Source organism: Burkholderia sp. YHN3-13 (assembly GCF_055810675.1).
Genome location: NZ_JBVVNQ010000021.1, coordinates 92774 through 114797, shown reverse-complemented (window position 1 = coordinate 114797; position 22024 = coordinate 92774). Strand labels below are relative to the sequence as shown.

The following is a 22024-nucleotide window of genomic DNA, read 5'->3' as shown; positions in this document are numbered from 1 at the left end:
CCGTAATCACGCCGCGCGCGAGCGCGTCCGCCGGAATGTGCGCCATCTTGTTGTACGCGCCGCGCAGCTTGAACGAGAACACCGGCTGGTTGTCCTCGCGCTTCAGGTAAACGGCATTGCGCAGCCGGGCCGACAGGTTGCGGGCGGGTTCGAGTTCCGTCTCGATTGCGACGTCGTAGACGCGCGCGGTGAGGATTTTCTTCAGGTAATCGTGGGATGCCATGGACGCTCGCGTGCAGTGCGGATGCAGACGGTAAAGGATCAATGATAGCGCCAAGGGTCCGCCCGCACGCAAGCGGCATGCCGGGCGGGCGGCCGCGAAGGGGGCGGGCCGGGCGTTCGCGGCGCCGGGCGCGCCTTTTCTGCCGGCTTAACCGCACGGTTACCGACCGGACGGACGGCGAATGATCGCGCCAAACCGTGCCGAGCCCCGTCCGGTGCGGCTTGCGGCGATAGCCCCACGACCTGTCCGGCGTGCCACGGACGAGCCGATCATGGGTTAGAATTCCGTTTTGAATCAAGGATCGGAAGATGCAGAGGCACCCTCGGATCGCACCGTTGAAGCCGACGCCGCGCGCAGCCAGCCCCGCGGCCGAACGGCATGCGCGCCGCGCGCGATCGTGCTGATCGTTCCGAGTGCCGCCAGGCCCTGTCGCCGGCCAGGAGGGGCGAACCGCCCGCTCCGGCCCCATGAAGGACAGCCGCGCGCCTGGTAACAGAACAGATTTCCCCAAGATTGCGCCCACGCGCTTGCCGACGCCCGTGCACGGTGTATCGGCCCTCCGAGTCGTCCGAACATGAACGCACCACAAGTTTTCGATCCGCATGGCGCGGCCGCCGCCGTCGCCGCCGACCCCGCGCCCCGCTTGCGCGAGATTCCCTATAACTACACGTCCTTCTCGGATCGCGAGATCGTGATCCGCCTGCTCGGCGAAGAGGCGTGGTCGGTGCTCGACGAACTGCGTGCCGAGCGCCGCACGGGCCGCTCGGCACGGATGCTGTACGAAGTGCTCGGCGACATCTGGGTCGTGCGCCGCAACCCGTACCTGCAGGATGACCTGCTCGACAATCCGAAGCGCCGCGCGCTGCTGATCGAGGCGCTGAACCACCGCCTGACCGAGATCGGCAAGCGCCGCAGCGCGGATCTCACCGAGCACCGCGACGAGGCGGGCCGCGAGCGCGCATCGCGCGTCGAGATGCTCGAAACCGCCGCGCAGCGGGCGGTCAACGAGTTCGCCGACGAATTCGAGAAGATGGCCGACCTGCGCCGCCGCGCGACCAAGGCGCTCGGCCGCTGCACGGAGAAGGACAATATCCGCTTCGACGGGCTGTCGCGCGTGTCGCACGTGACCGACGCGACCGACTGGCGCGTCGAATACCCGTTCGTCGTGCTGACGCCCGATACCGAGGCCGAGATCGCGGCGCTGATCAAGGCCTGCTTCGAGCTCGGCCTGACCGTGATCCCGCGCGGCGGCGGCACCGGCTACACGGGCGGCGCGGTGCCGCTCACGCCGTTCTCGGCCGTCATCAACACCGAAAAGCTCGAACAGCTCGGCGCGGTCGAGCTGACCGAACTGCCGGGCGTCGCGCACAAGGTGCCGACGATCTTCTCCGGCGCGGGCGTCGTCACGCGCCGCGTGACCGAGGCGGCCGAGGCGGCCGGCTACGTGTTCGCGGTCGATCCGACGTCGCTCGATGCGTCGTGCATCGGCGGCAACGTCGCGATGAACGCGGGCGGCAAGAAAGCCGTGCTGTGGGGCACCGCGCTCGACAACCTGGCCTGGTGGCGGATGGTCGACCCGGACGGCAACTGGCTCGAAGTCACGCGCCACGAGCACAACCAGGGCAAGATCCACGACATCGCGGTCGCGCGCTTCGAGCTGAAGTGGTTCGACGGCGCGTACGCGCCGGGCGAGAAGCTGCTCAAGACCGAAATGCTCGAGATCGAGGGCCGCCGGTTCCGCAAGGAAGGGCTCGGCAAGGACGTGACCGACAAGTTCCTCGCCGGCCTGCCGGGCGTGCAGAAGGAAGGCTGCGACGGGCTCATCACGTCCGCGCGCTGGGTGCTGCACAAGATGCCCGCGCACACGCGCACCGTCTGCCTCGAGTTCTTCGGCCAGGCCCGCGAGGCGATCCCGAGCATCGTCGAGATCAAGGACTACCTGTTCGAAACGTCGAAGCAGGGCGGTGCGATCCTCGCGGGCCTCGAGCACCTCGACGAGCGCTACCTGCGCGCGGTCGGCTACGCGACCAAGAGCAAGCGCAACGCGTTCCCGAAGATGGTGCTGATCGGCGACATCGTCGGCGATGACGCCGACGCCGTGGCGCACGCGACGTCCGAAGTGATCCGGATGGCGAACGGCAAGAGCGGCGAAGGCTTCGTCGCGATCAGCGCGGAGGCGCGCAAGCGCTTCTGGCTCGACCGCAGCCGCACGGCCGCGATCGCGAAGCACACCAACGCGTTCAAGATCAACGAAGACGTCGTGATCCCGCTGAACCGGATGGGCGAGTACACCGACGGCATCGAGCGGATCAACATCGAGCTGTCGCTGAAGAACAAGCTGCAGCTCGTCGACGCGCTCGAGACGTTCTTCCGCGGCGGCAACCTGCCGCTCGGCAAGACCGACGACGCGAACGAGATCCCGAGCGCGGAGCTGCTGGAAGACCGCGTGCAGCAGGCGCTGGAGCTGCTCAAGCGCGTGCGCTCGCGCTGGGAATTCGTGCGCGACCGGCTCGACCAGCCGCTGCGCGAGGCGCAGCACTACCTCGTGCAGCTCGGCTACGAGGCGCTTGCCGAGAAGTTCGCGGATCGCGCGGACGAACAGCCGGGCGCGACCGTATTCCACGTCACGCAGGACCGCACGGTCCGCATCTCGTGGAAGCAGGAGATCCGCGCGGAACTGCGCGCGATCTTCAACGGCGGCGCGTTCAAGCAGATCCTCGACGAGGCGCAGGCGATCCACAAGCGCGTGCTGCGCGGCCGCGTGTTCGTCGCGCTGCACATGCACGCGGGCGACGGCAACGTCCACACGAACCTCCCGGTCAACTCCGACAACTACGAGATGCTGCAGGACGCGCACGCGGCGGTCGCGCGCATCATGAAGCTCGCGCGCTCGCTCGACGGCGTGATCTCCGGCGAGCACGGGATCGGCATCACGAAGCTCGAGTTCCTGACCGACGACGAGATCGCCGAATTCCGCGCATACAAGCAGCGCGTCGACCCGAACGGCCGCTTCAACAAGGGCAAGCTGCTCGACGGCGCCGACCTGCGCAACGCATACACGCCCAGCTTCGGGCTGATGGGCTACGAATCGCTGATCATGCAGCAGTCCGACATCGGCGCGATCGCCGATTCGGTGAAGGACTGCCTGCGCTGCGGCAAGTGCAAGCCGGTGTGCGCGACCCACGTGCCGCGCGCGAACCTGCTGTACAGCCCGCGCAACAAGATTCTCGCGACGTCGCTGCTGGTCGAGGCATTCCTGTACGAGGAGCAGACGCGCCGCGGCGTGTCGATCAAGCACTGGGACGAGTTCAACGACGTGGCCGACCATTGCACGGTGTGCCACAAGTGCGCGACGCCGTGCCCGGTGAAGATCGACTTCGGCGACGTCACGATGAACATGCGCAACCTGTTGCGCAAGATGGGCAAGAAGAAGTTCAACGCCGGCAACGCGGCGGGCATGTTCTTCCTGAACGCGACCAATCCGCAGACGATCAACGCCGCGCGCACCGTGATGATGGGCGTCGGCTACAAGGTGCAGCGCTTCGCGAACGACATGCTGAAGAAGGTCGTGACGAAGCAGACGCAGCACCCGCCCGCGACGACCGGCAAGCCGCCCGTGGTCGAGCAGGTGATCCACTTCGTCAACAAGAAGATGCCGGGCAACCTGCCGAAGAAGACGGCACGCGCGCTGCTCGACATCGAGGACAACAAGATCGTGCCGATCATCCGCAACCCGAAGTCGACGACCGTCGATTCGGAGGCGGTGTTCTACTTCCCGGGCTGCGGCTCCGAGCGCCTGTTCTCGCAGGTCGGCCTCGCGACGCAGGCGATGCTGTGGGAAGCGGGCGTGCAGACGGTGCTGCCGCCGGGCTACCTGTGCTGCGGTTATCCGCAGCGCGGCTCGGGCCAGTACGACAAGGCCGAGAAGATCGTCACCGACAACCGCGTGCTGTTCCACCGGGTCGCGAACACGCTGAACTACCTCGACATCAAGACGGTCGTCGTGTCGTGCGGCACCTGCTACGACCAGCTTGCCGGGTATGAATTCGACAAGATCTTCCCGGGCTGCCGGATCATCGACATCCACGAGTTCCTGCTCGAGAAGGGGATGAAGCTCGACGGCGTGTCGGGTACGCGTTACATGTATCACGACCCGTGCCACACGCCGATCAAGACGATGGACCCGGTGAAGCTCGTCAACGAGCTGATGGGCTCGGAGAAGGACGGCTACAGGATCGAGAAGAACGACCGTTGCTGCGGCGAATCGGGCACGCTCGCGGTCACGCGCCCGGACGTGTCGACGCAGGTGCGCTTCCGCAAGGAAGAGGAGATCCGCAAGGGCGCCGCGAAGCTGCGTGCGATTCCCGTGGTGGCCGGCGCTGCGCCGGCGCCGGCCGCCGCCGCCGCGGCCACGAACGGGCCGGACGTGAAGATCCTGACGAGCTGCCCGTCGTGCCTGCAGGGCCTGTCGCGCTACAGCGAGGACGCGAATCTCGAGGCCGACTACATCGTGGTCGAAATCGCGCGCCAGGTGCTCGGCGAGAACTGGATGGCCGATTATGTCGCACGTGCGAACAATGGCGGGATCGAGCGCGTGCTGGTCTAATGCGGGCATGACGACCGCCCGACCGGGCCGGAAATGAGCGGGCGCCGGCGCAGTCATGCCGGCGCCTGTCCACATGGGAGCGACGATGGAATGCGTGTTTTGCCGTGAAGACGGCGGCGAGGTGCTCTGGCAGGACGACGTGCTGCGCGTCGTCCTCGCGACGGGCGAGCACGACTATCCGGGCTTCTGCCGGGTGATCTGGGGCACGCACGTGGCCGAGTTCTCCGATCTCGGCGAGCCCGAGCGGGCACATCTGATGCGCGTGGTCTACGCGGTCGAACGGGCCGTGCGCCGCGTGATGCAGCCGAACAAGGTGAATCTCGCGAGCCTCGGCAACATGGTGCCGCACGTGCACTGGCACGTGATCCCGCGCTTTTCCAACGACGCCCATTTCCCGCAGCCCGTCTGGGCGCCGCGCCAGCGCAGCGTGTCCGAGGCGCTGTTGCGCACGCGCGCCGCGCAGGCCTCGCTGCTGCACAATGCGGTGCGCGAGGAAATTCAACGCATGACCGATTCGAGGCAGCCATGAGCGGTTTGACTTCCACGACGCCGATTCCGTCCGGCGTCGTCGTGCACGCGGTATCGCGCGTGCTCGAATTGCAGTACCCGAACGGCGACAGCTACCGGATTCCGTTCGAGCTGATGCGCGTCTATTCGCCGTCGGCCGAGGTGCGCGGCCACGGGCCCGGCCAGGAGACGCTGCAGACCGGCAAGCGCGAGGTGACGATCACGGCGCTCGAGGGCGTCGGCAACTACGCGCTGCAGCCGACGTTCTCCGACGGCCATTCGACCGGCATCTACTCGTGGGACCTGCTGTACGAGCTGGCGACGCAGCAGGACGCGCTGTGGCGCGACTATTTCGACAAACTGAAGGCGGCAGGCGTCGAGCGCGACGCCCCGATGCAGGCGGCCTCCGCGTCGCACGGCCACTGCCACTGAAATCGACGGCGCCCGCTCGGCGCCGTCCTGCCATTTACTGAGGATCAACGCGATGAGCAAAACCCACTTCGGCTTCGAAAGCGTCGAGGAAAACGAAAAAGCGAAGAAAGTGGCGGGCGTGTTCCATTCGGTCGCGAGCAACTACGATCTGATGAACGACCTGATGTCGGCGGGCATGCACCGCGCGTGGAAGGCGTTCACGATCGCGCAGGCGAACGTGCGCCCCGGTTTCAAGGTGCTCGACATCGCGGCCGGCACCGGCGACCTGACGAAGTCGTTCAAGAAGGCGGCCGGCCCGACGGGCGAGGTGTGGCATACGGACATCAACGAATCGATGCTGCGCGTCGGCCGCGACCGGCTGCTCGACAAGGGGATCGTGACGCCGTCGCTGCTGTGCGACGCGGAGAAAATCCCCTTTCCGGACAACTACTTCGATGTGGTCACGGTTGCATTCGGGCTGCGCAACATGACGCACAAGGACGTCGCGCTGGCCGAGATGCGTCGCGTGACGAAGCCCGGCGGCCGCGTGATGGTGCTGGAATTCTCGAAAGTCTGGGATCCGCTGAAAAAAGCGTACGATCTGTATTCTTTCAAAGTATTACCGTGGCTTGGCGACAAGTTCGCGAAAGATGCTGAAAGTTATCGGTATCTTGCTGAATCTATCCGGATGCACCCCGATCAGGACACGCTGAAGACGATGATGGAACAAGCGGGCCTCGATGCCGTCAAATATTACAATTTGTCAGGTGGCGTGGTAGCTTTACACCTAGGAACCAAGTACTAAGGGGTTCTTTCCATACATTCGCCTTACATCTGGAGAAGCTGATGTCCGAAACGCGTCCGTTGTTCAACCGTAGCAAGCCGTCGAAGCCGTGGGCTCGACGGGTCGGCACGCTGCTGATGGTCGGCCTGCTCACGGCCGGCACGTTCGCATCGCTCGACGCTGAAGCCAAGCGCATGGGCGGCGGGCGCAGCATCGGCCGCCAGAACTCCACCGTCACGCAGCGCCAGGCCACGCCGCCCGCGCAGCAGCCGATGCAGCAGGCCGCGCCGTCGCAGGCGCAGCGTGCGAACCCGGCCGCGCCCACGCCGGCCGCGCAGCCCAACCGCTCGCGCTGGCTCGGGCCGATCGCCGGCCTCGCGGCCGGTCTCGGCATCGCGGCGCTGCTGTCGCACTTCGGCCTCGGCGGCGCGTTCGCGAGCATGATGGCGAACGTCATCGTGATCGCGCTGCTCGCGGCGATCGGCATCTGGCTGATCCGCAAGTTCATGAACCGCCGTCGCCCGCAGGAGCCGGCGTACTCGGTCGGCGGTTCGGCGTCGTCGTCGGGCGGCTACTCGCAAAGCCCGTCGTTCCAGCAGGGCAATGCCGGCGGCAGCTACGCGGGCAGCGGCAGCAGCTATGCGAACGAAGCGCAGGGCGTGTTCGGCGGCGGCGCGGCGGCCGCCGGCGCGGCAGCGGCTGCGGCGGCGCCGCTCCAGGTGCCGGCCGGTTTCGATACCGAAGCGTTCCTGCGCAGCGCGAAGGTCTACTTCGTACGCCTGCAGGCGGCGTGGGACCAGGGCAACCTGGCCGACATCCGCGAGTTCACGACGCCCGAAATGTTCGCGGAGATCAAGATCGACCTCGATTCGCGCGGTAACGAGGCGAACCAGACCGACGTCGTGCAGCTCGACGCGGAGCTGGTCGCGATCGAGGATCGCGGCATCGAGCAGTCGGCGAGCGTGCGCTTCCACGGCCTGATCCGCGAATCGGCGAGCGCGTCGGCCGCCCCGTTCGACGAGGTGTGGAACCTGTCGAAGTCGGGCAGCCAGGGCTGGCTGCTCGCGGGTATCCAGCAGATCAACACGCACTGAGCGTGACCGGCGGCCCGCGCCGCCGGGCACCCGGGCGACGGCCGCCGCACTGCGACCGCTTGCCGCCCGGGTGTACGGTCGGGCACGGTCTGCCGACGATCCGACGTTACAATAGAAACCCGCGTGGGCGCCCGGCCTGCGCGGGTTTTTTCTTTCCCAGCCCGATGACCTTTGCCGCCAAGCCTTTTGCTGCTGCCGTCAATCACCTGCTCGCGCGCGAATCATGGGCGCGCGATCGCCTGATTCCCTATGCGGGCAAGACTGCCCGGATCGACGTGCCTCCCGTCACGCTCACGCTGCTGGTGCAGCCCGACGGTTATCTGTCGGCCGTCGACGCGCACGATGCGCAACAGGTCGACGTGTCGATCGCGCTCGCGGGCGACACCGTCGCCGCGTTCCTGCAGGGCGGCCAGGCGGCCGTGATGAAGCACGTGAAGATCGAGGGCGACGCGGAGTTCGCGACGCAGATCGCGAAGCTGGCCGAGCACCTGCGCTGGGAACCTGAAGAAGATCTCGCGAAGCTGGTCGGCGACGCGGCGGCATACCGGATCGCGACGGTCGTGCGCGATGCCGGCGCCCGCGCGCGACGCACCGGCCGCAACGTGCTCGAATCCGTCGCCGAATACTGGCTCGACGAAAACCCGCAAGTCGTCCGGCGCGCGTCGCTCGGCGGCTTCGACGCCGATCTGGCGCGCGCACGCGATGCGCTCGCGCGGGTCGAAAAGCGGGTCGAGCGACTCGAACAAAAAATCGGCGCGCGCACGGGCCCAGGCCCGCGCGGCGCGCACTGAGGGCCGCAGGGCATGCGCATTTTCCGTTTCATCAAGATTGTCTACACCGTCATCCGCTTTGGCCTCGACGAAGTGATGCTGTCCCGGATCGACGACCGGCGCGTGAAGCTGCTGCTGCGGATCACGACGATCGGCCGCCGCTATTCCGATCCGCCCGCCGTGCGGCTGCGTCACGCGCTCGAGAGCCTCGGCCCGATCTTCGTGAAGTTCGGCCAGGTGCTGTCGACGCGCCGCGACCTGCTGTCGGTCGATTTCGCGAACGAACTCGCGAAGCTGCAGGACCAGGTACCGCCGTTCGATTCGGCCGTCGCGATCGCGATCATCGAGAAGTCGCTCGGGGCGCCGGTCGACGAGCTGTTCGACGAATTCGAGCGCGAGCCGATCGCGAGCGCGTCGATCGCGCAGGTGCATTTCGCGAAGCTGAAGCAGGGCGTGCACGCGGGCAAGGCCGTCGCCGTGAAGGTGCTGCGCCCGAACATGCTGCCGGTGATCGATTCCGACCTCGCGCTGATGCGCGACATCGCGACATGGACCGAGCGCATGTGGGCCGACGGCCGCCGCCTGAAGCCGCGCGAGGTCGTCGCCGAATTCGACAAGTACCTGCACGACGAGCTCGACCTGATGCGCGAGGCCGCGAACGGCAGCCAGCTGCGCCGCAACTTCGCGGGCCTCGACCTGCTGCTCGTGCCCGAGATGTTCTGGGATTTCTCGACGTCGCAGGTGCTCGTGATGGAGCGCATGACCGGCGTGCCGATCAGCCAGGTCGAGACGCTGCGCTCGGCCGGCGTCGACATCAAGAAGCTCGCGCGCGAAGGCGTCGAGATCTTCTTCACGCAGGTGTTCCGCGACGGCTTCTTCCATGCGGACATGCACCCCGGCAACATCCAGGTGAGCCTCGACCCGAACACGTTCGGCCGCTATATCGCGCTCGATTTCGGGATCGTCGGCGCGCTGTCCGATTTCGACAAGAACTACCTCGCGCAGAACTTCCTCGCGTTCTTCAAGCGCGACTACCACCGCGTCGCGACGCTGCACCTCGAATCGGGCTGGGTGCCGCCCGAGACGCGTGTCGAGGAGCTCGAAAGCGCGATCCGCGCGGTGTGCGAGCCGTATTTCGACCGTGCGCTGAAGGACATCTCGCTCGGCCAGGTGCTGATGCGCCTGTTCTCGACGTCGCGCCGCTTCAACGTCGAGATCCAGCCTCAGCTCGTGCTGCTGCAGAAGACGATGCTGAACGTCGAAGGGCTCGGCCGCTCGCTCGACCCGGAACTCGACCTGTGGAAGACCGCGAAACCGTACCTCGAGCGCTGGATGACCGAGCAGATCGGCCTGCGCGGCTGGTATGAGCGTTTCAAGGTCGAGGCGCCGCAGTGGAGCAAGACGCTGCCGCAACTGCCGCGGCTGATCCATCACGCGATGGCGGCGCGTCACGACGCACCCCGCGCCGCCAGCGAGGAACTGATGCGCCAGATCCTCGTCGAGCAGAAACGGACCAACCGGCTGCTGCAGGCGCTGCTGATCTTCGGCCTGTCGGTCGGTGTCGGGGCGCTGGTCGCGCGGGTGCTGTTCGCGCTCGCATACGGCGCCTGACCGAAAGGAGCACCGCGATGTCCGATCCGAAGCAACCGCCCGTCCCGACCGCCGCCGAGTTCGCGACGCGCGACCCCGGCCACGCGTCGTTCTGGGACGAGCGCTTCGAGCGCGGCGTGACGCCGTGGGAATTCGGCGGCGTGCCCGGCGGCTTTCGCGCGTTCGCGCACCGGCTCGAGCCGTGCACGGTGCTGATTCCCGGCTGCGGCAGCGCGCAGGAGGCGGGGTGGCTCGCGCAGGCCGGCTGGCCGGTGCGCGCGATCGATTTCGCCGCGCAGGCGGTGGCCGCCGCGAAGGCGCAGCTCGGCGCGCATGCGGACGTCGTCGAGCAGGCCGATTTCTTTACGTACCGGCCGCCGTTCGACGTGCAGTGGGTGTACGAGCGCGCGTTCCTGTGCGCGTTGCCGCCGGCCATGCGCGCCGACTATGCGGCACGCATGGCCGAGCTGCTGCCCGCGGACGGCTTGCTGGCCGGCTATTTCTTCGTGACGGCGAAGCCGAAGGGGCCGCCGTTCGGGATCGAGCGCGCGGAACTCGACGCGTTGCTCACGCCGTACTTCGAGCTGATCGAGGATTTGCCCGTGACCGATTCGCTGGCCGTGTTCGAAGGACACGAGCGCTGGCTCACGTGGCGCCGCCGCTGATGCGCGGGCGTCGCTGCGATTGCCGGAGCGCGCCGGGGTTTCAGCTATAATTCAAGGTTTTGCAAGCCGTTTCCAGTTTCTGCGGGAAAAATATCATGCCGATCTACGCCTATCGATGCGAAGCGTGCGGTTTCGCGAAGGACGTGCTCCAGAAGATGAGCGACGCGCCGCTGTCGCAATGCCCTGAATGCGGGAAGGATGCTTTTCGCAAGCAGGTGACCGCCGCCGGGTTCCAGCTGAAGGGCTCGGGGTGGTATGTCACCGATTTCCGCGGCGGCTCGGGCGGCACCAGCGCACCGGCGACGGCGTCGGGCGACGCGGCGCCGGCAGCACCGGCGGAAGCCGCGCCGGCCGCCGCCGCACCGGCTGCGGCAAGCCCTTCCGCCAGTACGACGACGAGCGCGGCGCCGGCACCGGCTGCAGCGCCCGCCGCCAGCAGTTGACCGTCGCGGCCCGGCCGGGTCGCGACCAACCCGCGCCGCTGGCGCGGTTCATTGACGGCAGATGATGAAAAAGACGACCCTGAAAACGGTGTTTCTGACCGGCCTGCTGGTCCTCGTCCCGCTCGCGATCACGCTGTGGGTGCTCGGCCTCATCATCGGCACGATGGACCAGACGCTGCTCCTGCTGCCCGAATCGTGGCAGCCCGAGCGGATGCTCGGCTTCCATCTGCCGGGAATCGGCGCGGTGCTGACGATCGCGTTCATCTTCGTCGTCGGGCTGGCCACGCAGAATTTCATCGGCCAGAAGCTCGTCACGTGGTGGAACGCGGTCGTGCGTCACATCCCGGTCGTCGGGCCGATCTACACGAGCGTCAAGCAGGTGTCGGACACGCTGCTGTCGAGCAGCGGCAACGCGTTCCGCAAGGCGCTGCTGATCGAATACCCGCGCCGCGGCTCGTATACGATCGCGTTTCTGACCGGTACACCCGGCGGCGACGTGGTCAACCATCTGACGGAAGAGTACGTGAGCGTGTACGTGCCCACGACGCCGAACCCGACGTCGGGCTTCTTCCTGATGCTGCCGAAGAGCGAAGTCGTCGAACTCGACATGTCGGTCGATGCCGCGCTCAAGTACATCGTCTCGATGGGCGTCGTGGCGCCTCCGGCGCCGGTACCGGCGCCCGCCCGCCGCCCCGTCGAGCCGCCGCTGTAAGTAAAGAATCATCGCCCGGGCCGCGCGTTGCGGCGCCCGTTGATCAAACCGAACGAAAGCAAACATCATGTCGATGCGTACTGAATACTGCGGTCTCGTGACCGAACACCTGCTGGGCCAAACCGTGTCGCTGTGCGGCTGGGTGCAGCGCCGCCGCGATCACGGCGGTGTGATCTTCATCGACCTGCGCGATCGTGAAGGCCTCGTGCAGGTGGTGTGCGACCCGGATCGCGCCGAGATGTTCGCGACCGCCGAAGGCGTGCGCAACGAGTTCTGCGTGCAGATCAAGGGCCTCGTGCGCAATCGTCCGGAAGGCACGGTCAACGCCGGCCTGAAGAGCGGCAAGATCGAAGTGCTGTGCCACGAACTCAACGTGCTGAACGCGTCGGTCACGCCGCCGTTCCAGCTCGACGACGACAACCTGTCGGAAACGACCCGCCTCACGCACCGCGTGCTCGACCTGCGCCGTCCGCAGATGCAGCACAACCTGCGCCTGCGCTACCGCGTCGCGATCGAGGCGCGCAAGTACCTCGACGAGCAGGGCTTCATCGACATCGAAACGCCGATGCTGACGAAGAGCACGCCGGAAGGCGCACGCGACTACCTCGTGCCGTCGCGCGTGAACGCGGGCCAGTTCTTCGCGCTGCCGCAGTCGCCGCAGCTGTTCAAGCAGCTGCTGATGGTCGCGAACTTCGACCGTTACTACCAGATCACCAAGTGCTTCCGCGACGAAGACCTCCGCGCCGACCGTCAGCCGGAATTCACGCAGATCGACTGCGAAACGTCGTTCCTCGGCGAGCAGGAAATCCGCGACCTGTTCGAAGACATGATCCGTCATATCTTCAAGACGACGATCGACGTCGAGCTCGACGCGAAATTCCCGGTGATGCCGTATTCGGAAGCGATGGCGCGTTTCGGTTCGGACAAGCCGGACCTGCGCGTGCAGCTCGAGTTCACCGAGCTGACCGACGCGATGAAGGACGTCGATTTCAAGGTGTTCAGCACGCCGGCCAACGCGAAGGACGGCCGTGTCGCGGCGCTGCGCGTGCCGAAGGGCGGCGAGCTGTCGCGCGGCGACATCGACGGCTACACGGAATTCGTGCGCATCTACGGCGCGAAGGGCCTCGCCTGGATCAAGGTCAACGAGAAGGCGAAGGGCCGCGACGGCCTGCAAAGCCCGATCGTCAAGAACCTGCACGACGCATCGATCGCGGCGATCCTCGAGCGCACCGGCGCTGAAGACGGCGACATCATCTTCTTCGCGGCCGACCGCGCGAAGGTCGTCAACGACAGCCTCGGCGCGCTGCGCCTGAAGATCGGCCACTCGGAGTTCGGCAAGGCGAACGGCCTCGTCCAGGCCGGCTGGAAGCCGCTGTGGGTCGTCGACTTCCCGATGTTCGAATACGACGACGAAGACGCCCGCTACGTCGCCGCGCATCACCCGTTCACCAGCCCGAAGGACGAGCACCTCGAGTACCTCGAGACCGACCCGGGCCGCTGCCTCGCGAAGGCGTACGACATGGTGCTGAACGGCTGGGAAATCGGCGGCGGCTCGGTGCGTATCTACCAGGAGGAAGTGCAGAGCAAGGTGTTCCGCGCGCTGAAGATCGGCGCGGAAGAAGCGCAACTGAAGTTCGGCTTCCTGCTCGACGCGCTGCAGTACGGCGCGCCGCCGCACGGCGGTATCGCGTTCGGTCTCGACCGCATCGTCACGATGATGGCCGGCGCCGATTCGATCCGCGACGTGATCGCGTTCCCGAAGACGCAGCGTGCGCAGGATCTGCTCACGCAAGCGCCGAGCCCGGTCGACGAGCGTCAGCTGCGCGAACTGCATATCCGCCTGCGCCAGCCGGAGCAGCCGAAGGCATAACGCATTCGGCACCCGGTCGCGTGTGCGGTCATGCACACACGACGCAGATGAAAAAGGCGCAGCGATGCGCCTTTTTCGTTTTTTGCGGTACAGTCGCAGCACTTGCCGTACGTTCGGAGCACATGGCCGTCGCACGGCCCCGTGCCGCATGAAACAACGATGACGAAGCCGCCGAAAATCCCCGAATCCGTTCTTGTCGTGATCTACACGCCCGACCTCGATGTGCTCGTGATCAAGCGTGCCGACCAGCCCGATTTCTGGCAATCGGTCACCGGCTCGAAGGACGCACTCGACGAACCGCTCGCGGTGACGGCCGCGCGCGAAGTGGCCGAGGAAACCGGCATCGCCGTCGGCACGCCCGACGTGCCGGCCGCCGCGCTCGTCGACTGGCGTCACCGGATCGAATACGCGATCTATCCGCAATACCTGCACCGCTATGCACCGGGCGTCACGCGCAACGTCGAGCACTGGTTCGGCCTGTGCGTGCCGGGGCGCATCGACGTCACGCTGTCGCCGCGCGAGCATGTCGACCATGCGTGGTTGCCGTTCCGCGAGGCGGCCGCGCGCTGTTTCTCGCCGTCGAACGCCGAGGCGATCCTGCAGCTGCCCGCGCGCGTGGCCCTGTCGCGCGCGCCGCACGGCTCGTCCGCATGACGGCGGAGGCCCGCAAGCGCTTCGCGCAATTGCGGCAGATGTTCCTGCAGGAACGCGGCTCCGCATCGCGGCTCGCGTTCACGACCGGCAATACCGTGCGGCTGTGCGAAACCGGCGGCGAATTCTTCCACGCGCTGATCGAGCGGATCGATGCGGCGCGCGAGCAGGTGATGCTCGAAACCTACATCTTCTGCGACGACGCGGCCGGCCGGCCGGTGTCGGACGCGCTGATCCGCGCGGCGCAGCGAGGCGTACGTGTGCGCGTGATCACCGACGGCGTCGGCACCGCGCGCCTGCCGCTGTTCGACACGTGGGCCGAGGCCGGTGTCGAGCACTGCATCTACAACCGCTTCCTGTTCGGCCGTTTCGGCTTCTCGCGCACGCACCGCAAGCTCGCGGTGATCGATCATGCGGCCGCGTTCTGCGGCGGCATCAACATCGTCGACGACTACACGCAGGGCAGCGCGACGCTGCCGTTTCCGCGCTGGGATTTCGCGGTCGAGATGGCCGGGCCGGCGGTGTCCGACGTGCGCGCCGCGTTCGAGCTGCAGTGGCACCGGATCCAGTTCGGCCACAAGCCGTATGCGCAGTACGCGGCCGGCCTGCACGGCGGCGAGGCGTTTCCCGACATGTTCCGGCGCTGGATGCGCAGCCACCGGTGGATCAAGGCCGGCGCGCTCAGGGTCGTGACGGAGCCGAGCGTCGCGTTCGTCGCGCGCGACAACGTCGTGAACCGCCGCGCGATCGAAAAGGCGTATCTCGCGGCGATCGGCCAGGCGCGCCAGCGGATCCTGCTCGCGAATCCGTACTTCATGCCGGGCCGCAAGCTGCGCCGCGCGCTGACGGGCGCGGCGCGGCGTGGCGTCGACGTGCGGATCCTGATCGGCCGCAAGGAGTTCGCGGCGCTCGACACGGCCGTGCCGTTCCTCTATCACGCGCTGCTGCGCGCGGGCGTGCGGGTGGCCGAATACGACAAGACGATGCTGCACGGCAAGGTCGCCGTGATCGACGACAACTGGGCGACGGTCGGCTCGTCGAACCTGGACGCGCTGAGCCTGATGCTGAACAATGAAGCGAACGTCGTGCTGGTGCGCTACGATGCAGTCACGAACGAATTGCGCGACGCGATCGCCGCCGCGTTCGCCGATGGCCGGGAAATCGACGCCGCGCGTTTCGCGGCGCGCCCGCGCCTCGAGCGTCTGCTGAACTGGCTCGCGTACACCGCGTATCGTCTCGTGATGAAGGCGCTGACGGTCGGCGGTTACGACTGACGCAGACTAAGCATTCGCTTCAAAATATCTGTCCGCACGTTCGTGCGGAAAAGCCGCTCCGGTCCCGCCGGAATCGCGCAAAATAGCGGCTCGGTTAGACACCGGTTTCTAATAATTTCCTTGTTTCGCGAGCGGCCGCACTCAATAATAGTACGGCCGTTCGATTTTATTCGAACCCCCGAACGGTTACAGAAATAGCTATGCGAAAAGGCGAACAGACGCGTGCCGCGATACTTGAAGCTGCTTTGGACCTCGCCAGCCGTGACGGGCTGGAGGGGCTGACGATCGGCCTGCTGGCCGAGCGCATGCAGATGAGCAAGAGCGGTGTGTTCGCGCACTTCGGATCGCGCGAGGACCTGCAGGTCGAGGTCGTCCGCGAGTATCACCATCGTTTCGAAAACGAGGTGTTCTTTCCGAGCCTGCGCGAGCCGCGAGGCTTGCCGCGCCTTCGGGCGATGCTGGCCCGCTGGACGGAGAAGCGCATCCAGGAGGTGACGACGGGATGCATCTACATCAGCGGTGCCGTCGAGTACGACGACCGGCCTGACAGCCCCGTGCGCGAGCAGTTGATCGCGAGCGTGACGGCCTGGCGTGCCGCGATGCTGCGTGCCATTTCGCAGGCGAAGGAAGAAGGCCATCTGCGTGCGGATACCGATCCGGACCTGATGCTCTTCGAGTTGTACAGCTTCACGCTCGGCCTGCATCACGACGCGCGCTTCCTGCATTCGCCGGACGCCGTGCGCCTCACGTGGGCCGCGCTGGAAAAGACGATTGTTTCGTATCAGAGCGAGAGCCGTTAGCGGCGCGTGACCCGCCCGCCAGGAGCTCGAGCCGTTTTGCCCACCTTTGGAGAGAGTCATGGGACAGTACGCCGCGCCGCTGCGCGACATGCAATTCGTGTTGCACGAGCTTCTGAACGTCGAAGCCGAAGTCAAGCAAATGCCCAAGCATGCGGACCTCGACGCCGACACGATCAACCAGGTCCTCGAGGAAGCGGGCAAGTTCTGCTCCGAGGTACTGTTCCCGCTGAACCAGGTCGGCGACCGCGAAGGCTGCACGTATGAAGGCGACGGCGTCGTGAAGACGCCGACCGGCTTCAAGGAGGCCTACCAGCAATACGTCGAGGCCGGCTGGCCGGCGCTCGGCTGCGATCCGGACTACGGCGGCCAGGGCCTGCCCGCGTTCGTGAACAACGCGCTCTACGAAATGCTGAACTCGGCGAACCAGGCATGGACGATGTATCCGGGCCTGTCGCACGGCGCGTACGAATGCCTGCACGCGCACGGCGCGCCGGAACTCCAGAAGCAATACCTGCCGAAGCTCGTGTCGGGCGAATGGACGGGCACGATGTGCCTGACCGAGCCGCACTGCGGCACCGACCTCGGCATCCTGCGCACCAAGGCCGAACCGAACGGCGACGGCTCGTACTCGATCAGTGGCACGAAGATCTTCATCTCGAGCGGCGAGCACGACATGTCGAAGAACATCGTCCACCTCGTGCTCGCGCGCCTGCCGGACGCGCCGCAAGGCACGAAGGGGATCTCGCTGTTCATCGTGCCGAAGTTCATCCCCGACGCGGCGGGCGAGCCGGGCGAGCGCAACGGCATCAAGTGCGGCTCGATCGAGCACAAGATGGGCATCCACGGCAACTCGACGTGCGTGATGAACCTCGACGGCGCGAAGGGCTGGATGGTCGGCGAGCCGAACAAGGGCTTGAACGCGATGTTCGTGATGATGAATGCCGCGCGCCTCGGCGTCGGCATGCAGGGCCTCGGCCTTACGGAAGTCGCGTACCAGAACTCGCTCACGTACGCGAAGGAACGCCTGCAGATGCGTTCGCTGACGGGCCCGAAGGCACCGGACAAGCCGGCCGACCCGATCATCGTGCACCCGGACGTGCGCCGCATGCTGCTCACGCAGAAAGCCTACGCGGAAGGCGCGCGCGCGTTCACGTACTGGTCCGCGCTGCAGATCGACAAGGAACTGTCGCACGCCGACGAAGCGGTGCGCAAGGAAGCGGCCGACCTCGTCGCGCTGCTCACGCCGATCATCAAGGCGTTCCTGACCGACAACGCGTTCGAGTCGACCAACCACGCGATGCAGATCTACGGCGGCCACGGCTTCATCTCCGAGTGGGGCATGGAGCAGTACGTGCGCGACGCGCGGATCAACATGATCTACGAAGGCACGAACTCGATCCAGTCGCTCGACCTGCTGGGCCGCAAGGTGCTCGGCGACATGGGCGCGAAGCTGAAGAAGTTCGGCAAGCTCGTGACGGAATTCGCGGAAGCCGAAGGCGTGAAGCCGGAAATGGCCGAGTTCATCAACCCGCTCGCCGACATCGGCGACAAGGTGCAGAAGCTGACGATGGAAATCGGCATGAAGGCGATGCAGAACCCCGACGAAGTCGGTGCCGCCGCCGTGCCGTACCTGCGTACCGTCGGCCACCTGGTGTTCTCGTACTTCTGGGCGCGCATGGCACGCCTCGCGCTCGACAACGAAGCGTCGGGCGACCCGTTCTACAAGTCGAAGCTCGCGACGGCCCGCTTCTACTTCGCGCGCCTGCTGCCCGAGACGGCGTCGACGATCCGCGCGGCGCGCGCCGGCTCGAAGACGCTGATGGAAGTCGACGAATCGCTGTTCTGACGCGAGTCCGGGCGGGGCGCGCCGCGCGCCGCCCGAACGCAACGGTTCCTGGTACTCACTTCGTCGTGCAGCCCTCACATCCCGCGCTGCACGACACTATCCGGAGACATCCCGTGAGCAATTTCCTGATTCGCAAGGTCGCCGTGCTGGGCGCCGGCGTGATGGGCGCGCAGATCGCCGCGCACCTCGTCAACGCGCGCGTGCCGGTGCTGCTGTTCGACCTGCCGGCCAAGGAAGGCCCGAAAAACGCGATCGCGCTGAAGGCGATCGAGAACCTGAAGAAGCTGTCGCCCGCGCCGTTCGGCGTGAAGGACGACGCGAAATACCTCGAAGCGGCGAACTACGAGGACGACATCGCGAAGCTGGCCGAATGCGACGTCGTGATCGAGGCGATCGCCGAGCGGATGGACTGGAAGCACGACCTGTACAAGAAGGTCGCGCCGCACATCGCGCCGAACGCGATCTTCGCGACCAACACGTCGGGCCTGTCGATCACGAAGCTGTCCGAAGGGTTCTCGGACGAGCTGAAGTCGCGCTTCTGCGGCGTGCACTTCTTCAACCCGCCGCGCTACATGCACCTCGTCGAACTGATCCCGACCGCGCACACGCGCCCGGAGATCCTCGACCAGCTCGAGACGTTCCTGACGAGCGTCGTCGGCAAGGGCGTCGTGCGCGCGAAGGACACGCCGAACTTCATCGCGAACCGCGTCGGCATCTTCTCGATCCTCGCGGTGATCACCGAGGCCGCGAAGTTCGGCCTGCGCTTCGACGAAGTCGACGACCTGACGGGCAGCCGCCTCGGCCGCGCGAAGTCGGCGACGTTCCGCACCGCGGACGTGGTCGGCCTCGACACGATGGCGCACGTGATCAAGACGATGCAGGACAACCTCGCCGACGATCCGTTCTTCCCGGTCTACCGGACGCCCGCCGTGCTCGCCGAACTGGTGAAGCAGGGCGCGCTCGGCCAGAAGACGGGCGGCGGCTTCTACAAGAAGGAAGGCAAGGCGATCAAGGTGCTCGACGCGAAGACTGGCACCTACGTCGACTCGGGCGCGAAGGCGGACGAAACCGTCGGCCGCATCCTGAAGCGTCCGCCGGCGGAACGCCTGAAGCTGCTGCGCGAAACGGATCATCCGCATGCGCAGTTCCTGTGGTCGATCTTCCGCGACGTGTTCCACTACATCGGCGTGCATCTCGAATCGATCGCCGACAACGCGCGCGACGTCGACCTCGCGATCCGCTGGGGCTTCGGCTGGAACGAAGGCCCGTTCGAAGGCTGGCAGGCCGCCGGCTGGAAGCAGGTCGCCGAGTGGGTGCAGGAAGACATCGCGGCCGGCAAGGCGCTGGCAAACGTGCCGCTGCCGTCGTGGGTGCTCGAAGGCCCGGTCGCCGAGAAGGGCGGCGTGCACACGGCCGAAGGCTCGTGGGCGCCCGCCGCGAAGCGCTTCGTGCCGCGTTCGGATCTCGCGGTCTATGACAAGCAGGTGTTCCGCGCGCCGCTCATCGGCGAAGCCGGCGCCGATCCGAAGACCTACGGCAAGACCCTGTTCGAGACCGATGCCGTGCGCGCATGGGTCGACGACCGTGCGGGTGAGGACGACGTCGTGATCGTGTCGTTCAAGTCGAAGATGAACACGATCGGACCGAGCGTGATCGACGGCCTCGTGCAGGCGATCGAGCTCGCGGAGAAGGACTACAAGGGCGTGGTGATCTGGCAGCCGACGTCGCTGAAGCTCGGCACGCCGGGCGGCCCGTTCTCGGCCGGCGCGAACCTCGAGGAGGCGATGCCGGCGTTCATGATGGGCGGCGCGAAGGGTATCGAGCCGTTCGTGAAGAAGTTCCAGGAAGGCATGCTGCGCGTGAAGTACGCGAACGTGCCGGTCGTCGCGGCCGTATCGGGCATCGCGCTCGGCGGCGGGTGCGAGCTGATGCTGCACAGCGCGAAGCGCGTCGTGCACGTCGAGAGCTACATCGGTCTCGTCGAAGTGGGCGTCGGCCTGGTGCCGGCGGGCGGCGGCCTGAAGGAAGCGGCGCTGCGCGCGGCGGATGCCGCGACGGCCGCCAACGCGACCACCGACATCCTGAAGTTCGTCACGAAGTCGTTCGAGAACGCGGCGATGGCGAAGGTCTCGGCGTCCGCGCACGACGCACGCGCGATGGGCTACGTGAAGCCGTCCGACACGATCGTCTTCAACGTGTTCGAACTGCTCGACACCGCGAAGAAGGAAGCGCGCGCGCTGGCCGCCACCGGCTACCGCGCACCGCTGCGCGCGAAGGACGTGCCGGTGGCGGGCCGCTCGGCGATCGCGACGATCAAGGCATCGCTCGTCAACATGCGTGACGGCCGCTTCATCAGCGACCACGACTACCTGATCGCGAGCCGCATCGCCGAAGCCGTGTGCGGCGGCGACGTCGAAGCCGGCAGCCTCGTCGACGAGCAGTGGCTGCTCGCGCTGGAGCGCCGCGCGTTCGTCGAGCTGCTCGGCACGCAGAAGACGCAGGAACGGATCATGGGCATGTTGCAGACCGGCAAGCCGGTGCGTAACTGAGCGAGCAGACAAGGAGTCTGAAATGAGCAAACAACTGCAAGACGCATACATCGTCGCCGCCAGCCGCACCCCGATCGGCAAGGCTCCGCGCGGTGTCTTCAAGAACACGCGCCCCGACGAGCTGCTGGTTCACGCGATCAGGTCGGCGGTCGCGCAGGTGCCGGGTCTCGACACGAAGGTGATCGAGGACGCGATCATCGGCTGCGCGATTCCCGAAGCCGAGCAGGGCCTGAACGTCGCGCGCATGGGCGCGCTGCTCGCGGGCCTGCCGCAGACGGTCGGCGGCGTGACGGTCAACCGCTTCTGCGCGTCGGGCATCACCGCGCTCGCGATGGCGGCCGACCGCATCCGCGTCGGCGAATCGGACGCGCTGCTCGCGGGCGGCTGCGAATCGATGAGCATGGTGCCGATGATGGGCAACAAGCCGTCGATGTCGCCGCACATCTTCGATCGCAGCGAAGACTTCGGCATCGCGTACGGGATGGGCCTGACGGCCGAGCGCGTCGCCGAGCAGTGGAAGGTGAGCCGCGACGACCAGGACGCGTTCTCGGTCGAGTCGCACCGCAAGGCACTGGCCGCGCAGCAGGCCGGCGAGTTCAACGACGAGATCGCCGCGTACACGATCAGCGAGCGTTTCCCGAACCTCGCGACCGGCGAAGTCGACGTGAAGACGCGCGAGATCAAGCTCGACGAAGGTCCGCGCGCGGACACGTCGCTCGAAGGCCTCGCGAAGCTGCGCACGGTGTTCGCGAACAAGGGCTCGGTCACGGCCGGCAACAGCTCGCAGACGTCGGACGGCGCGGGCGCGCTGCTCGTCGTGTCGGAGAAGGTGCTGAAGGAATTCAACCTGACGCCGCTCGCGCGCTTCGTGAGCTTCGCGGTGCGCGGCGTGCCGCCGGAAATCATGGGGATCGGCCCGAAGGAAGCGATTCCGGCCGCGCTGAAGGCCGCCGGCCTGAAGCAGGACGATCTCGACTGGATCGAGCTGAACGAGGCATTCGCCGCGCAGTCGCTGGCGGTGATGCGCGATCTCGGTCTCGACCCGTCGAAGGTCAACCCGATGGGCGGCGCGATCGCGCTCGGCCACCCGCTCGGCGCGACCGGCGCGATCCGCGCGGCGACCGTCGTGCACGGCCTGCGCCGCCGCAACCTGAAGTACGGGATGGTCACGATGTGCGTCGGCACCGGCATGGGCGCCGCGGGCATCATCGAACGCCTGTAAGCGGGAC

18 protein-coding genes are annotated in these 22024 nt (G+C 66.7%); 17 read left to right on the top strand and 1 reads right to left on the bottom strand.

Features of this window, described 5'->3' with window-relative positions:
- On the bottom strand, positions 1–250 hold a 250-nt coding region (locus tag AC0KUR_RS32255), incomplete at its 3' end, for a pyridoxal-phosphate dependent enzyme (protein WP_473376900.1).
- A gap of 547 nt (positions 251–797) precedes the next feature.
- Between AC0KUR_RS32255 and AC0KUR_RS32250 the strand changes: the two genes are divergently transcribed.
- The 17 genes from AC0KUR_RS32250 (at position 798) to AC0KUR_RS32170 (ending at position 22017) form a co-directional block, all read left to right on the top strand.
- A complete protein-coding gene (locus AC0KUR_RS32250; RefSeq protein WP_473376898.1) occupies positions 798–4829 on the top strand; it encodes a DUF3683 domain-containing protein in 4032 nt (1343 codons plus the stop codon).
- An 85-nt stretch (positions 4830–4914) separates the two neighbouring features.
- Complete coding sequence (locus AC0KUR_RS32245) at positions 4915–5358, top strand: HIT family protein (RefSeq protein WP_049030829.1); 444 nt, start codon at positions 4915–4917, stop codon at positions 5356–5358.
- On the top strand, positions 5355–5768 hold the full coding sequence (locus AC0KUR_RS32240) for a gamma-butyrobetaine hydroxylase family protein (RefSeq protein ID WP_034188995.1): 414 nt from the start codon (positions 5355–5357) through the stop codon (positions 5766–5768). Before AC0KUR_RS32245 ends, AC0KUR_RS32240 begins: the two co-directional genes overlap by 4 nt.
- Positions 5769–5820: 52 nt before the next feature.
- The gene (gene ubiE / locus AC0KUR_RS32235; RefSeq protein ID WP_049030826.1) at positions 5821–6552 is read left to right on the top strand and encodes a bifunctional demethylmenaquinone methyltransferase/2-methoxy-6-polyprenyl-1,4-benzoquinol methylase UbiE; all 732 of its coding nucleotides are present in this window, start codon (positions 5821–5823) and stop codon (positions 6550–6552) included.
- Positions 6553–6593: 41 nt separating this feature from the next.
- Entirely contained in the window at positions 6594–7625 is a 1032-nt protein-coding gene (locus tag AC0KUR_RS32230; RefSeq protein WP_069706263.1) for a Tim44 domain-containing protein, read from the top strand.
- 164 nt (positions 7626–7789) lie between these two features.
- Positions 7790–8416, top strand: coding sequence for a ubiquinone biosynthesis accessory factor UbiJ (locus tag AC0KUR_RS32225; RefSeq protein WP_059560521.1), 627 nt, complete (start codon positions 7790–7792; stop codon positions 8414–8416).
- A gap of 12 nt (positions 8417–8428) precedes the next feature.
- Positions 8429–10006 (top strand): ubiquinone biosynthesis regulatory protein kinase UbiB, encoded by a 1578-nt coding sequence (gene ubiB / locus AC0KUR_RS32220; protein ID WP_034188999.1) that lies wholly within the window; start codon positions 8429–8431, stop codon positions 10004–10006.
- A 17-nt stretch (positions 10007–10023) separates the two neighbouring features.
- Positions 10024–10650: a class I SAM-dependent methyltransferase gene (locus tag AC0KUR_RS32215; protein ID WP_069706264.1), complete on the top strand. Its 627-nt coding sequence runs from the start codon at positions 10024–10026 to the stop codon at positions 10648–10650.
- 95 nt (positions 10651–10745) lie between these two features.
- Positions 10746–11093 carry an FmdB family zinc ribbon protein gene (locus AC0KUR_RS32210; protein WP_034189001.1) on the top strand — a complete coding sequence of 116 codons (348 nt, stop codon included), beginning with the start codon at positions 10746–10748 and terminating at the stop codon, positions 11091–11093.
- Between the two features lie 61 nt (positions 11094–11154).
- A complete protein-coding gene (locus tag AC0KUR_RS32205; RefSeq protein ID WP_034189002.1) occupies positions 11155–11805 on the top strand; it encodes a DUF502 domain-containing protein in 651 nt (216 codons plus the stop codon).
- Between the two features lie 67 nt (positions 11806–11872).
- The gene (gene aspS / locus AC0KUR_RS32200; protein ID WP_034189003.1) at positions 11873–13675 is read left to right on the top strand and encodes an aspartate--tRNA ligase; all 1803 of its coding nucleotides are present in this window, start codon (positions 11873–11875) and stop codon (positions 13673–13675) included.
- Positions 13676–13834: 159 nt separating this feature from the next.
- Positions 13835–14329 (top strand): dihydroneopterin triphosphate diphosphatase, encoded by a 495-nt coding sequence (gene nudB, locus AC0KUR_RS32195; RefSeq protein ID WP_059560515.1) that lies wholly within the window; start codon positions 13835–13837, stop codon positions 14327–14329.
- Positions 14326–15600 carry a cardiolipin synthase ClsB gene (gene clsB, locus AC0KUR_RS32190; protein WP_034189005.1) on the top strand — a complete coding sequence of 425 codons (1275 nt, stop codon included), beginning with the start codon at positions 14326–14328 and terminating at the stop codon, positions 15598–15600. Before nudB ends, clsB begins: the two co-directional genes overlap by 4 nt.
- A gap of 200 nt (positions 15601–15800) precedes the next feature.
- Positions 15801–16400: a TetR/AcrR family transcriptional regulator gene (locus tag AC0KUR_RS32185; RefSeq protein ID WP_006751498.1), complete on the top strand. Its 600-nt coding sequence runs from the start codon at positions 15801–15803 to the stop codon at positions 16398–16400.
- Positions 16401–16458: 58 nt separating this feature from the next.
- A complete protein-coding gene (locus AC0KUR_RS32180) occupies positions 16459–18246 on the top strand; it encodes an acyl-CoA dehydrogenase C-terminal domain-containing protein (RefSeq protein ID WP_034189006.1) in 1788 nt (595 codons plus the stop codon).
- A 113-nt stretch (positions 18247–18359) separates the two neighbouring features.
- Positions 18360–20795, top strand: a complete 2436-nt coding sequence (locus AC0KUR_RS32175; protein ID WP_059560513.1) for a 3-hydroxyacyl-CoA dehydrogenase/enoyl-CoA hydratase family protein — start codon at positions 18360–18362, stop codon at positions 20793–20795.
- 22 nt (positions 20796–20817) lie between these two features.
- Positions 20818–22017 carry an acetyl-CoA C-acyltransferase gene (locus AC0KUR_RS32170; RefSeq protein WP_034189008.1) on the top strand — a complete coding sequence of 400 codons (1200 nt, stop codon included), beginning with the start codon at positions 20818–20820 and terminating at the stop codon, positions 22015–22017.
- Positions 22018–22024 lie beyond the last annotated feature (7 nt).

What these genes read in the sequence shown, in the direction of transcription:
- ubiE (WP_049030826.1), top strand. Translation starts at nt 5,821, where the DNA reads ATGAGCAAAACCCACTTCGGCTTCGAAAGCGTCGAGGAAAACGAAAAA.
- AC0KUR_RS32230 (WP_069706263.1), top strand. Translation starts at nt 6,594, where the DNA reads ATGTCCGAAACGCGTCCGTTGTTCAACCGTAGCAAGCCGTCGAAGCCG.
- AC0KUR_RS32180 (WP_034189006.1), top strand. Translation starts at nt 16,459, where the DNA reads ATGGGACAGTACGCCGCGCCGCTGCGCGACATGCAATTCGTGTTGCAC.
- AC0KUR_RS32205 (WP_034189002.1), top strand. Translation starts at nt 11,155, where the DNA reads ATGATGAAAAAGACGACCCTGAAAACGGTGTTTCTGACCGGCCTGCTG.
- ubiB (WP_034188999.1), top strand. Translation starts at nt 8,429, where the DNA reads ATGCGCATTTTCCGTTTCATCAAGATTGTCTACACCGTCATCCGCTTT.
- AC0KUR_RS32240 (WP_034188995.1), top strand. Translation starts at nt 5,355, where the DNA reads ATGAGCGGTTTGACTTCCACGACGCCGATTCCGTCCGGCGTCGTCGTG.
- AC0KUR_RS32245 (WP_049030829.1), top strand. Translation starts at nt 4,915, where the DNA reads ATGGAATGCGTGTTTTGCCGTGAAGACGGCGGCGAGGTGCTCTGGCAG.
- AC0KUR_RS32210 (WP_034189001.1), top strand. Translation starts at nt 10,746, where the DNA reads ATGCCGATCTACGCCTATCGATGCGAAGCGTGCGGTTTCGCGAAGGAC.
- aspS (WP_034189003.1), top strand. Translation starts at nt 11,873, where the DNA reads ATGTCGATGCGTACTGAATACTGCGGTCTCGTGACCGAACACCTGCTG.
- nudB (WP_059560515.1), top strand. Translation starts at nt 13,835, where the DNA reads ATGACGAAGCCGCCGAAAATCCCCGAATCCGTTCTTGTCGTGATCTAC.
- AC0KUR_RS32185 (WP_006751498.1), top strand. Translation starts at nt 15,801, where the DNA reads ATGCGAAAAGGCGAACAGACGCGTGCCGCGATACTTGAAGCTGCTTTG.
- AC0KUR_RS32250 (WP_473376898.1), top strand. Translation starts at nt 798, where the DNA reads ATGAACGCACCACAAGTTTTCGATCCGCATGGCGCGGCCGCCGCCGTC.
- AC0KUR_RS32225 (WP_059560521.1), top strand. Translation starts at nt 7,790, where the DNA reads ATGACCTTTGCCGCCAAGCCTTTTGCTGCTGCCGTCAATCACCTGCTC.
- AC0KUR_RS32215 (WP_069706264.1), top strand. Translation starts at nt 10,024, where the DNA reads ATGTCCGATCCGAAGCAACCGCCCGTCCCGACCGCCGCCGAGTTCGCG.
- AC0KUR_RS32170 (WP_034189008.1), top strand. Translation starts at nt 20,818, where the DNA reads ATGAGCAAACAACTGCAAGACGCATACATCGTCGCCGCCAGCCGCACC.
- clsB (WP_034189005.1), top strand. Translation starts at nt 14,326, where the DNA reads ATGACGGCGGAGGCCCGCAAGCGCTTCGCGCAATTGCGGCAGATGTTC.